The following is a 10,979-nucleotide window of genomic DNA, read 5'->3' as shown; positions in this document are numbered from 1 at the left end:
GCAATCTAACGAAGATATCTCCTCCCCCGATGTCCAGCTGATTGATGCCGAAGGCGCCAACCGTGGCGTCGTGCGGACGCGCGAGGCGTTGTCCGAGGCGCAGGAGCAGGGACTCGATCTCGTCATCATTTCCCCGAACTCAGTTCCCCCCGTTGCCAAGATGCTCGATCTGGGCCGCTTCAAATATGCTGCCCAGAAGAAGGCCGCCGAAGCGCGCAAGAAGCAGAAGGTGATCGAGGTCAAGGAAATCCAGCTGCGTCCGAACATCGATACGCATGATTACGAGACCAAGATGAAGGCGGTGCACCGCTTTCTCGAGGACGGCGACCGGGTGAAGGTCACCATGCGCTTCCGCGGTCGCGAGATGGCGCACCAGGAACTGGGCATGCAATTGCTGGTCAAGGTGCAGGCCGAGCTCGAGGCAAAGGCGAAGGTCGAATCCTCGCCGCGCTCCGAAGGCCGCCAGATGGTGATGGTGCTGGCGCCGAAGTAAGGGCGACAGCAGTTTGAGTTGAACGAGGGCGGCCTGAGGGTCGCCCTTTGTTTTTTGGGGATTGAGTCTTCGGGGATGGAACCGAAGCAGACGGCCCCCTCCCATCCTCCCCCATAAAGGGGGAGGTGCCGCGCCGGAGCGTATGGCACGATCGAGGACAGGGCCTCGACTCTGCACCTCCCCCTTTATGGGGGAGGCCGGGAGGGGGCCGTCTCTCTCAGTCAGCGCGCCCCCGCCTCACCACCCCAGCCAGCGCCACCAGCAGCCAGCCGACGATCAGCCCGCCCCCGCCCAGTGGCGCAGCCATGGGGAACAGCGGCCCGCCGAGCAGTGAGCGCGCCGCGAGATCGCCGGCGAACAGCACCAGTCCGACCAGCAGCACGACGCCTGCCGCTGCTGCGACCCGGCTCGCCGCCAGGAGGCTCAAACCGATCAGCACCGGGGCATGCAGCAGCAGGAAGTTCGCGGCGATGCCGAGATTGTCGTCGCCGGCATGACTGGCGCGCGCCGCCGCGGCGACGCCCAGTGCACCGCAAAGACCAGCGGCCACCAGCAGCAGCCGGGAGGACAGGATGGGGTTCGACATTGGATGCTCCAGGCTGATCCGAGACATTGGCAGCGTTACGCACCGATTGCGATGACGAATGCAAGCAGGGCGCCAAGCGGCGCCCTGCTTTTTTTCGATCTCGAGAGAGTGGTGGCTTACGCCGCCAGCTTCAGCCAGGTCGGGGCGATGGCGGTGCCCTGGCCGAGGCCGTAGCCGAAGCGGATGTTCAGCATGCCCACCGGCTCGATCAAGCGGGCACCGTCGAGGCCGCCGACATTTTCGACCGCAAACCCAGAGGCCCTGACTAGTTCGGCGACAGCTTCGAGCGCAGCGACGTCATTGCCGGCGAGGAACACCGGGACATTCCGGGTAGCGCTGACCGGCGTGTCGAACAGGCTGGCGAAGATGGTGTTGTAGCCCTTCACCACCTTGGCAGAGGGCGCCGCCGCCTGCAGTTGCTCAGCCGCCGACGTGGTGTGGCCGATGGTGAGGCCGGAGAAATCCGCCTTCAGCGGGTTGGTGATGTCGACGACGATCTTGCCACTCAGCGGCAGCTTGCCGGCGAGCTCGAGGGCGGCGCCATAGGGCAAGGCCAAAACGACGATATCGGCGGCGAGCACGGCGTTCTGGTAGTCGGTCACGGTGGCGCCGACCGAGGAGGCGAACTCGGCGGCTGCGGCCGGGTTGGAAGCGCCGAGCACCAGCTCGGTCTTGCCGGCGAGACGCTTGGCGAGACCCTTGCCCATATTGCCGAGGCCGAGAATTGCGGTGGTGGTCATTTTGGAAAGCTCCATCCTCAGGATTGCGATGACCCCTATCTACGCGCCAGCATGGAGGTATAGAATTGCCGCCAATCGCGCTTCACTGTTGCACTGGAGTATCGAATGGCCGAGTTGACCAACCTCGAAACCTTCGTGGCGGCGGTCAAATCCGGCAGCTTTGCCGGGGCGGCGCGGCGGCTCGGCATCTCGCCGGCCATGGTCGGCCGCCGCATCCAGGCGCTGGAAGAGGACCACGGGGCCCGGCTGATCGAGCGCACGACGCGGGCGCAGCGGCTGACCGAGCTGGGGGAGAGCTTCTTTGCGCAGGCCGAGGCAGTGCTCGAGGCGGTGGCCGAGCTCGAAGACCTCACCCGCACCGAGCCCGGAAAGCTCTCGGGCCGGATCCGCGCCACCGGCCCCGCGACACTCGGCATCCACCGGTTGGCCGGGATCGTCGCGCGGTTTTGCGAGGACAATCCGGCGGTGACGGTGGAGCTCAGCCTCAACGACCGCCGGGCCGATCTCATTGCCGAGGGGTACGACGTGGCGGTCCGGGTCGGGGAGTTGCAGGCCTCGACGATGATCGCGCGCCGCATCGGCACCTACCGATTCCGCTGCGTCGCCTCGCCCGGTTATGCGAGCCAGTTCGGGCTGCCGGCGACGCCCGAGGCGTTGCGCGAGCATCGCTGCATCCTCAACCTCAATATGAGCCCGCGCAACCGCTGGCCGTTCGTCGGACCGGGCGGCACTTCGGTGATCGCCGAGGTGGAAGGCGGGCTGCAGATCGACAATGGCGAGGCACAGCTGGCAGCGGCGCTGGAAGGTGCGGGGATCGTCTATCTGCCGGTCGACCTGGTCGCCGAACCGCTCAGCAATGGCCGGCTGCTCGAGGTGCTGCCGCACTGGCAGCGCATGACGCTGCCGATCCACCTGGTCTATCCGTCGCGCCGGCTGGTTCCACGCCGCTTGAGTGCCTTCATGGACGCTATCGCCGGCGGCCTCAAGGACAGCGAGGCGTGAGCCAATACTGTTCTCGCTCCGCGATTAACTGTTCTCGCTAACCACTGCGACATGCGCTCGCCGGGAATACTGGCCGGATCCGCGGCATTATCGTAAAATGCGGTCATGCAGGTGGCATTCAGTACCGTGTCGGCGTCCGAATACCTTCGGGATATCCTCGATCGCGAGACGGTCACGCGTGAGGCGATGGCCGAATTGACGCGCGTCGAAGGCAAGATCGCGGCGCTGTGCCATGCCTGGGGCAGCCGCCACATCGTCGACGTCACCCCCGGCGGCGGCTTCGAAAAGGGGATGGCCAATCGCAGCGGCGTCAGCATCGACTATGTGGTGTGGATCCACGCCCAGTCGGAGCACCGCATCACCGAGATCTACGAGTCGATGTACGGGGCATTCCGGCGGCTCGGCCTCGCCCCGGTCCGGCGCGATGTCACGCTGGCGCTGAACCTGGGCAACATGGTGGTGGACCTGCTGCCGGTAAAGCGCCTGTCGATGATCTCGGACATCCACGAGATCTACTCGGCCCGCCGCAGCATCGCCATTACCACGAACCTGCATCAGCACGTGCTCGACAGTCACGGGGCGGGCTGGCAGGACGAGGTGCGGATCCTGAAGCTCTGGCGCGACCAGAACGGGCTGGATTTCCCATCGTACTACCTCGAACTGGCAACACAGGCGGCGCTGCGCCGCCGACCGGCCGACACACTGGCCGACAATGTCTGGGCGGCGCTCGGTTTCTTCGAGCGCCTCTTGGTGCCGCGCGCCATGCTCGACCCGGCGAACGCCGCGAACATCGTCTCCGACGAGCTGACCGCGGCGCAGAAGCGCTCCATTGCACTCGCCGCGGAGGCGGCGCGCAGCGGCCGGCCTTGGTCGGAGATCGTGCGGTAGCGGATAACCGCAGCAGACGGCCCCTCCCATCCTCCCCCACAAGGGGGGAGGTGCCTCGCCGGTGCATTGGGCACAATCGAAGACCGAGCCCCGACTCTTCACCTCCCCCTTCATGGGGGAGGCCGGGAGGGGGCCGTCTCTATCAGTCAGCACCCAGCAATCTCCCCTTAAGTCACAACACGCTATGATGGCCCTTCACCTCTGAGGGAGGGGGCCGTGTTCGACCACAAGGAAACCCTGTTCCACGTCGCCAGCCAGCTGGCGCGACGACTGGCCAACCATCTGCGTGAGGCGCTGGAGCCGTTCGGGTTGCATCCGGCGCAGTTCACCGCGCTGAGCGAGATTGCCGAGCGCGAAGGGCTGACGCAGGCCGAGCTGGTGACCCGGCTCGAGCTCGAACAGCCGGGTGTCGCCCGCACCCTCAGCGGCCTCGAAGCCGATGGCTGGATCGAGAAGGCCTCGATCGGCAAGGGCCGGGCGCAGGGGCTCTATCTCAGCCCCAAGGCCAAGAGCGTGCTGCCGGATGCGGCGGCCGCCGCGGCGCGGGCCGACCGGCAGGCGCTGGCGAGCCTTTCAAAGACCGAAGCTGCGCACCTTATCGACGGGCTCAGCGAACTCGCCGCCGCCAACCGCGGCTAGCGCCTTTCACGACTGGACTGCACCAGAGGAGTTGGTTGGGACCCATTTCTCAGCCCGCGCCCGTGGGTAGTTGGGTCCCAGCCTTCGCTGGGCAATCGCAGTGGTGCATTGAGCCTAACGCTCCGCCACCACCCGGGCCGCCGCCGGTGCAACATCGGCAAACGGCTTGGGCAACAGCACAAACACCGCCAGCGCCAGGAGCCAGATAGCGCCACGCAACTGCGCCTTGCTGACCCTGAACAGCGGTCGGCTCGCCGGCCTCGGCGCAAACAGATCAGTCATTGAACGCTTCCCGGAATTGCGCCCTCAGCGGGGCGCTTGCCGGGATCAGGGCAGAACGATATTACGCGCCGATGACAGCGGTGGCCGCGCCCCCTTGCGCCCGCCCTGCTTTCCCCCTATACACCCGCCTTCTCGACGGGCCGCCCGGCCAAAAGGCATGCCGTGGCGATCCCGAATGCGGGCTCTGATGAGCCGCCTCTAACCAGGACAGCAAAATGCCAAAGATGAAGACTAAATCGGGCGCCAAGAAGCGCTTCAAGATGACCGCGACCGGCCGCGTCAAGGCCGGCGTCGCGGGCAAGCGGCACCGTCTCCTTAGCCACGACGCCGACTACATCCGCTCCCATCGGGGGACCAAGATCCTCAAGAAGGGCGATGAGAGTCTGGTCAAGTGGTACATGCCGTATAACCGTTAAGGAGCGCCGATAGATGTCACGCGTTAAAAGAGGCGTTACCGCCCACGCCCGTCACAAGAAGGTTCTGAAGGCCGCTTCCGGTTTTTACGGTCGCCGCAAGAACACCATCCGCACCGCCAAGGCCGCCGTCGACAAGGCCGGCCAGTACGCGTACCGCGATCGCCGGGTCAAGAAGCGCAACTTCCGCGCGCTCTGGATCCAGCGCATCAACGCCGCAGTGCGCGACCACGGCCTGACCTACGGTCGATTTATCGACGGCCTCAGCAAGGCCGAGATTGCCGTCGACCGCAAGGTGCTCTCCGATCTCGCGATCACCGAGCCCGCAGCGTTCGCCGTGCTGGTTGCCCAGGCCAAGAAGGCCCTGGGGTATCTCGAGAAGCTCGAGACCACCACGCACCAGCGCGTTTCCGCGTAAGCGTAGTCGGCAAGACCACCCTCGCCTTTTCTGAGGCCCTAAGCTAAGCCTTGCGCCGCCCCGAAACCGGGGATGGCGCGGGGCTTTTGTTTTTGGTCCCAACGCCGCCCAGAACACGATGTCACCCCGGCGAAGGCCGGGGCCATCCTGAGATCTCAAGATGGATACGGGCCTTCGCCGGCATGACAGCGGTGTGAGCGGCAACGAAGCGAACGACAAATGGAACAACACATGTCTCTCGACGCTCAGATCGCCACCCTTCGCGCCGAAATCGGCGCTGCCGTCGCCGCCGCCGGCGACGAAGGCGCCATCGAAGCCGTGCGCGTCGCGGCGCTCGGCAAGAAGGGTTCAGTCTCGGCCCTGCTCGCGACGCTGGGCGGCATCGCACCGGAAGAGCGAAAAGCCGCCGGCGCCGCCATCAACGGTTTGAAGACCGAAGTGACGGCGCTGATCGAAGCCCGCGCCACCGAACTGAGCAAGGCGGCGCTCGATGCGCGGCTCGCTGCCGAACGGGTCGACGTCACCCTGCCGGTCCGCCCCTCGCCCACCGCCGAAGGCCGCATCCACCCGGTGAGCCAGGTGATCGACGAGATCACCGCGATCTTCTCCGACATGGGGTTCTCGATCGCCGAAGGGCCCGATATCGAAACCGACTGGTACAATTTCACCGCGCTCAACTTTCCCGAGGGACACCCGGCGCGCGAGATGCATGACACCTTCTTCATGGCGCCGTCGCCGGATGGGGTGAAGCGTGTGCTCCGCACCCACACCTCGCCGGTGCAGATCCGCACCATGCTCAAGGGCAACGAGAAGCCGGCAGCGCCCTATCTGACACCGGCGATCGATCCGCCGATCCGCGTGGTGATGCCCGGCCGCACCTATCGGCACGATTCCGACCAGACGCACACGCCGATGTTCCACCAGGTCGAGGGCCTCGTCATCGACAAGTCCAGCCATATCGGCCAGTTGCGCTGGGTGCTGGAGGAGTTCCTCAAGGCGTTCTTCGAGGTCGACAACGTGACGCTCAGGTTCCGGCCGAGCTTCTTCCCGTTCACCGAGCCGTCGATGGAAGTCGACGTGCAGTGCGACCGTTCGGGCGCCGAAGTGAAGATCGGCGAAGGCACCGATTGGCTGGAGATCCTCGGCTGCGGCATGGTGCATCCGAACGTGTTGCGCAATTGCGGGCTCGATCCCGATGTCTACCAGGGCTTTGCCTGGGGCATGGGGATCGATCGCATTGCCATGCTCAAATACGGCATGAATGACCTGCGCGCCTTCTTCGATGCCGACAAGCGCTGGCTCGATCACTACGGCTTCCGGCCGCTCGACCTGCCGACGCTGTTCGGCGGGCTCAGCAGCTGATGCGTGCGCTCCAGCGCTGCCACGTACTCGGTGTCATTCCCGCAAAAGCGGGAACCTCCGTTTGCGACGCAGGCAAGGAAAACAGAGTTCCCCGCTTTCGCGGGGACGACCCAGTTACAGAGGCGGCAACCGCATGAAACTCTTCGTTGCTTTCGCCGCCGTTCTGATGGCGTCCCCCGCAATCGCCGAGGAGATGGTCGCCTGCACGCCGGAGCACTATTACAACTCGAGCGAGACGCTGCCGCTGATCATCAGCATCGACAAGGCCCGTGCTGCCGGGTCGCGGGTGACGCGGATCGACCTCGAGACCGGCGCCTATCGCGAGCATTTCATCGGCTCGGACAATGACACCATCGAGGCCGGCAGCCTCAAGGTGATCAATCCTGGCTCGCTGCAGGAGCGCATCGATTTCGTGGCGCTCGACAGCAGCACCGGGTTTCTGCTGCGCATCAGCCTGATCGATGAGAACATGCCGTTCGTCCGGGTCGACACCGAAGGCACCGTCGCCTCCGGCCATTGCACCTATGTGACCGAGCTGCCGCGATGAGCCTCCCCGTGCTGACTGCCGCCGCGCTCGGCGATCTCCGCGCACTCGGAGGCGTTCCCGCGACAGCGGGAACCTGCGTTTGCGATGCCGGCCGAGCAAGCAGAGGTCCCCGCTTTCGCGGGGATGACCCGGTGAAGGAGCGGCCATGCCCGTAGTTGTCCCTTCCAGCTACACCGATGCTGTTCGTTTCTCGTTCGGCGACAGCCCGGCGCTGGCCGATGAGTTGCTGGCATTGGTGCTCGCCGGCGCCAAGACGGCAACCTGTGGTGCAGTCCGTGACTACGGCCCGGGCAAGGAAGCCATGCCTGAGGTCGGTCGCCGCGATGTGGTGCTCGATGGTTCCGGCAAACCCGCCGCCGTGATCGAGACCGTGTCACTCGAGGTCCGTCGCTTCGCCGATGTGCCCGAAGCCTTCGCGCTGGCCGAAGGCGAGGGTGACTTCGCCGCCTGGCGAGCCGGCCACGTGGCCTATTTCGAGCGTAATGGCGGCTGGTCGGAGGACCTCGAGCTGGTCTGCGAGCGCTTCAAGCTGGTCGAGGTACTGCCCCGATGAGCCTGCAGCCACCTATCGCGCCGGGTCAGTCGGACCTCTGCACCTTCGTCGTCACCGACATCGAGTCCGACGGACATAACCCGCTGGAGAGTTCGATGCTGAGCTTTGCCTCGGTAGCGGTCGACATCTCGGGCACAGTGCTGAGCGAGTTCGAGGCGGTGCTGACGCCGCGCGCCGACCGCAAACCCGACCCCAACACCATGGCGTGGTGGAAGACGCAGCCCGAGGCCTGGAAGCATGCCACCCAAAACCCGGAAGATCCCGGCATCGTCATGCCGCGCTACGCCGACTGGGTGGAGAGCCTGCCCGGCTTCCGCGTCTTCGCGGCCGCGCCGATGATCTTCGATGGGCTGTGGATGGACCACTACCTGTCGGTGTTCGCCGGCACCCGCGTCATGGGTGGACCATACAAGAGCCGGCAGATCTTCCGCGGCGGCGGGGTCTGCCTTTACACCATGGCCGGCACGCTGCGCGGGGCCGAGTATACCAGGTGGGGCATGCAGCGCGTGCCGCCGGCCTGGTACGGCCATATCGAACATACCCACCGCGCCATCGACGACGCGCGCGGCTTTGCCAACGTCCTTGCCAAACTCTTCGAGATCAGCGGGCAACTGCCCAGGATCGAAGCGACCGAAAGCATCTACAAATGAAGTTCACTCTCGACTGGCTGAAAGAACACCTCGACACCACCGCCTCGGCCGAGGAGATCGGCAAGGCGCTGACCATGGTCGGGCTCGAGGTCGAAGAGATCGTCGATACGGCCGAAAAGCTCCGGCCGTTCGTCGTCGCCCATGTGGTCGAGGCGAAGCCGCATCCGAACTCGGACCATCTCAACCTCTGCAAGGTCGATGCCGGCACCGGCACGCTGATCGACGTGGTGTGCGGCGCGCCCAACGCGCGCACCGGGATGAAATCGGTGTTCGCCTTCCCCGATACCTACATCCCGGGCAAGGATTTCACCCTGAAGGCCGGTGTGGTGATCCGCGGCGAGCCGTCGAACGGCATGCTCTGCTCGGCGGCCGAGCTCGAGCTTTCGAACGACCATGACGGCATCATCGAACTGCCTGCGGATGCGCCTGTCGGCGTGGCCTATGTCGATTACGCCAAGCTCGGCAGCACGCTGATCGATATCTCGATCACCCCCAATCGCGGCGACGCCACCGGGGTCTACGGCGTGGCGCGCGACCTCGCGGCCTTCGGCGCCGGCAAGCTGAAGCCGACCGATATGTCGCCGGTACCATCGCAGGGCCCGAGCCCGATACCGCCGCTGCCGCACCAGTTCGCCGCCGGCGAACCCAAGGCGATCCGCAAGTTCGCCGGCCGCTACTTCAAGGGCATCAAGAACGGCCCGTCGCCCGATTGGCTGCAGCAGCGGCTGCGCGCCGTGGGCCTGAGGCCGATCAATGCGGTGGTCGATATCACCAACCTCGTGTCGCTCGGCTGGGGCCGGCCGCTCCACGCCTATGACGCCGACAAGATCGTCGGGCAGGCAGTGCTGCGCAACGCCAGGCCGGGCGAAGAGTTCGACGCGCTCGACAACAAGCTCTACGCGCTCGATGAGACCATGACGGTGATCGCCGACGACCAGGGCCCGCTCTGCCTCGGTGGGGTGATGGGCGGCATTCGCTCCGGCACCACCGACGCCACGGTGAACGTCCTGATGGAATGCGCCAGCTGGGATCCCGATCTCATCGCGCAGACCGGCCGCAAGACCGGCATCGTCTCGGACGCCCGCTACCGGCTGGAGCGGTCGGTCGATCCCGCGCTCACCGAGCCCGGCCTCGAACTCGCCACCCGGCTGATGCTGGAGCTGGTGGGTGGCGAAGCGATGGAGCCGGTGATTTCGGGCGAGGACGTGTTCCCCAACACGGTGGTCGAGTTCCCGCTCAGCGAAGTCGAACGGCTGACCGGCCTCGAGACCTCGCCGAGCGAGATCGAAGCCATCCTCGGGCGGCTCGGCTTCAAGCTCGAGGGCGCCGGTTTGACCCGCAAGGTGCATGTCCCCTCCTGGCGGCCGGATATCACCATGAAGGCCGACCTCGCCGAGGAAGTGATGCGCATGGTGGGCGTCGACAACGTGCCGGTCGATCCGCTGCCGCGGCTCAACCACGTGGCGCCGCGCATGCTGACAGTGCTGCAGAACCGCCGCCGCCTCGCCCGCCGCACGCTCGCGGCACGCGGGCTCGACGAAGCGGTAACCTGGTCGTTCATCCCCGAAGCGGAAGCGCAGCGCTACGGCGGCGGCGCGGCCGAGCTGAAGCTCGCCAACCCGATCGCCTCGGAACTCACCGACATGCGGCCCTCGCTGCTGCCGGGCCTGCTCGGCGCCGCACAGCGCAACACCAATCGCGGCCTGAGCGAGCTGAAGCTGTTCGAAGTCGGCCAGGTGTTCCACTCGGTGCAGCCCGAGGGCCAGCGCACCTATGCCTCGGGCATTCGCCTCGGTGGGTCGCGCCACTGGCAATCGAGTAATGGCAAGGTCTCGGTGTTCGACGCCAAATCCGATATGGCGGCGCTGCTCGACGCCATGGGCCATGACATCGACAAACTGCAACTGGTGGCCGAACCCGCCCCGTGGAGCCATCCGGGCCGCGGTGGGCGCATCCAGCTCGGCCCCAAGCTGACCATCGGCTGGTTCGGCGAAATCCACCCGAACGAACTCGAAGCGTTCGACCTGGCGGGTCCGGTGGCGGCGTTCGAGCTCGATCTCGACGCGATCCCCGAACCGCGGAAGAAACCGACCCGCTCCAAGCCGGCGCTGAAGCTCTCGGGCCTGATGCCGCTGAGCCGCGATTTCGCCTTCCTCGTCGACCGCTCGGTGCCGGCGGCGACGATCCTCCGTGCCGCCAGGAACGCCGACAAGACGCTGATCACGGAAGTGTCGGTGTTCGACGTGTTCGAAGGCAAGGGGATCGCCGAGGACAAGAAATCGGTCGGCATCGCCGTGACGCTGCAGCCCAGCGACAAGACGCTGACCGACGAGGAGATCGAGAAGGTGGCGGCGAATGTCGTTGCCGCAGTGAGCAAGGCGACAGGCGGCGTGCTCAGGACCTGAA

The 10,979-nt window shown here is 65.9% G+C and carries 14 protein-coding genes; 11 read left to right on the top strand and 3 right to left on the bottom strand.

Translation table 11 applies throughout. The features are described from left to right. On the top strand, positions 1-493 hold a 493-nt coding region (infC, locus tag VGV07_RS00495; protein WP_326866705.1), incomplete at its 5' end, for a translation initiation factor IF-3. A 217-nt stretch (positions 494-710) separates the two neighbouring features. Here the strand turns inward: infC and VGV07_RS00490 are convergent. Continuing rightward, on the bottom strand, positions 711-1,079 hold the full coding sequence (locus tag VGV07_RS00490) for a DUF423 domain-containing protein (protein ID WP_326866704.1): 369 nt from the start codon (positions 1,077-1,079) through the stop codon (positions 711-713). Between the two features lie 116 nt (positions 1,080-1,195). Continuing rightward, the gene (locus VGV07_RS00485) at positions 1,196-1,819 is read right to left on the bottom strand and encodes an NADPH-dependent F420 reductase (RefSeq protein ID WP_326866703.1); all 624 of its coding nucleotides are present in this window, start codon (positions 1,817-1,819) and stop codon (positions 1,196-1,198) included. A gap of 105 nt (positions 1,820-1,924) precedes the next feature. Between VGV07_RS00485 and VGV07_RS00480 the strand changes: the two genes are divergently transcribed. The 3 genes from VGV07_RS00480 to VGV07_RS00470 all read left to right on the top strand — a co-directional run bounded on the left by VGV07_RS00480 (position 1,925) and on the right by VGV07_RS00470 (position 4,348). After that, complete coding sequence (locus VGV07_RS00480) at positions 1,925-2,821, top strand: LysR family transcriptional regulator (RefSeq protein WP_326866702.1); 897 nt, start codon at positions 1,925-1,927, stop codon at positions 2,819-2,821. A 111-nt stretch (positions 2,822-2,932) separates the two neighbouring features. Continuing rightward, on the top strand, positions 2,933-3,709 hold the full coding sequence (locus VGV07_RS00475; protein ID WP_326866701.1) for a hypothetical protein: 777 nt from the start codon (positions 2,933-2,935) through the stop codon (positions 3,707-3,709). 216 nt (positions 3,710-3,925) lie between these two features. Further along, entirely contained in the window at positions 3,926-4,348 is a 423-nt protein-coding gene (locus VGV07_RS00470; RefSeq protein WP_326866700.1) for a MarR family transcriptional regulator, read from the top strand. A 114-nt stretch (positions 4,349-4,462) separates the two neighbouring features. Here VGV07_RS00470 and VGV07_RS00465 read toward each other — a convergent pair whose 3' ends face one another. Next, positions 4,463-4,630, bottom strand: coding sequence for a hypothetical protein (locus VGV07_RS00465; RefSeq protein ID WP_326866699.1), 168 nt, complete (start codon positions 4,628-4,630; stop codon positions 4,463-4,465). A gap of 215 nt (positions 4,631-4,845) precedes the next feature. Here VGV07_RS00465 and rpmI point away from each other — a divergent pair, with 215 nt between their 5' ends. The 7 genes from rpmI (at position 4,846) to pheT (ending at position 10,978) form a co-directional block, all read left to right on the top strand. Further along, positions 4,846-5,046: a 50S ribosomal protein L35 gene (rpmI, locus tag VGV07_RS00460; RefSeq protein ID WP_055047457.1), complete on the top strand. Its 201-nt coding sequence runs from the start codon at positions 4,846-4,848 to the stop codon at positions 5,044-5,046. A gap of 13 nt (positions 5,047-5,059) precedes the next feature. Next, positions 5,060-5,461, top strand: coding sequence for a 50S ribosomal protein L20 (rplT, locus tag VGV07_RS00455; protein ID WP_326866698.1), 402 nt, complete (start codon positions 5,060-5,062; stop codon positions 5,459-5,461). Between the two features lie 231 nt (positions 5,462-5,692). Next, positions 5,693-6,823, top strand: coding sequence for a phenylalanine--tRNA ligase subunit alpha (gene pheS, locus VGV07_RS00450; protein WP_326866697.1), 1,131 nt, complete (start codon positions 5,693-5,695; stop codon positions 6,821-6,823). Positions 6,824-6,956: 133 nt separating this feature from the next. Beyond that, positions 6,957-7,370, top strand: a complete 414-nt coding sequence (locus tag VGV07_RS00445) for a hypothetical protein (protein ID WP_326866696.1) — start codon at positions 6,957-6,959, stop codon at positions 7,368-7,370. Between the two features lie 145 nt (positions 7,371-7,515). Further along, positions 7,516-7,923, top strand: coding sequence for an ASCH domain-containing protein (locus VGV07_RS00440; RefSeq protein ID WP_326866695.1), 408 nt, complete (start codon positions 7,516-7,518; stop codon positions 7,921-7,923). Beyond that, positions 7,920-8,573: a DNA polymerase III subunit epsilon gene (locus VGV07_RS00435; protein ID WP_326866694.1), complete on the top strand. Its 654-nt coding sequence runs from the start codon at positions 7,920-7,922 to the stop codon at positions 8,571-8,573. Before VGV07_RS00440 ends, VGV07_RS00435 begins: the two co-directional genes overlap by 4 nt. Then, a complete protein-coding gene (pheT, locus tag VGV07_RS00430; protein WP_326866693.1) occupies positions 8,570-10,978 on the top strand; it encodes a phenylalanine--tRNA ligase subunit beta in 2,409 nt (802 codons plus the stop codon). The genes VGV07_RS00435 and pheT overlap by 4 nt, the downstream gene beginning before the upstream one ends. Position 10,979 lies beyond the last annotated feature (1 nt).

The organism is Devosia sp. (assembly GCF_035944845.1).
Classification (GTDB): domain Bacteria; phylum Pseudomonadota; class Alphaproteobacteria; order Rhizobiales; family Devosiaceae; genus Devosia_A.
The sequence above is the reverse complement of the archived record's forward strand: the minus strand, read 5'-3'. Positions and strand labels throughout refer to the sequence as shown.

Excerpts from the sequence above, each read along its gene's own strand:
- VGV07_RS00490 (WP_326866704.1), bottom strand. The coding sequence starts at position 1,079 with ATGTCGAACCCCATCCTGTCCTCCCGGCTGCTGCTGGTGGCCGCTGGT.
- VGV07_RS00485 (WP_326866703.1), bottom strand. The coding sequence starts at position 1,819 with ATGACCACCACCGCAATTCTCGGCCTCGGCAATATGGGCAAGGGTCTC.
- VGV07_RS00480 (WP_326866702.1), top strand. The coding sequence starts at position 1,925 with ATGGCCGAGTTGACCAACCTCGAAACCTTCGTGGCGGCGGTCAAATCC.
- VGV07_RS00465 (WP_326866699.1), bottom strand. The coding sequence starts at position 4,630 with ATGACTGATCTGTTTGCGCCGAGGCCGGCGAGCCGACCGCTGTTCAGG.
- rpmI (WP_055047457.1), top strand. The coding sequence starts at position 4,846 with ATGCCAAAGATGAAGACTAAATCGGGCGCCAAGAAGCGCTTCAAGATG.
- rplT (WP_326866698.1), top strand. The coding sequence starts at position 5,060 with ATGTCACGCGTTAAAAGAGGCGTTACCGCCCACGCCCGTCACAAGAAG.
- pheS (WP_326866697.1), top strand. The coding sequence starts at position 5,693 with ATGTCTCTCGACGCTCAGATCGCCACCCTTCGCGCCGAAATCGGCGCT.
- VGV07_RS00445 (WP_326866696.1), top strand. The coding sequence starts at position 6,957 with ATGAAACTCTTCGTTGCTTTCGCCGCCGTTCTGATGGCGTCCCCCGCA.
- VGV07_RS00440 (WP_326866695.1), top strand. The coding sequence starts at position 7,516 with ATGCCCGTAGTTGTCCCTTCCAGCTACACCGATGCTGTTCGTTTCTCG.
- VGV07_RS00435 (WP_326866694.1), top strand. The coding sequence starts at position 7,920 with ATGAGCCTGCAGCCACCTATCGCGCCGGGTCAGTCGGACCTCTGCACC.
- pheT (WP_326866693.1), top strand. The coding sequence starts at position 8,570 with ATGAAGTTCACTCTCGACTGGCTGAAAGAACACCTCGACACCACCGCC.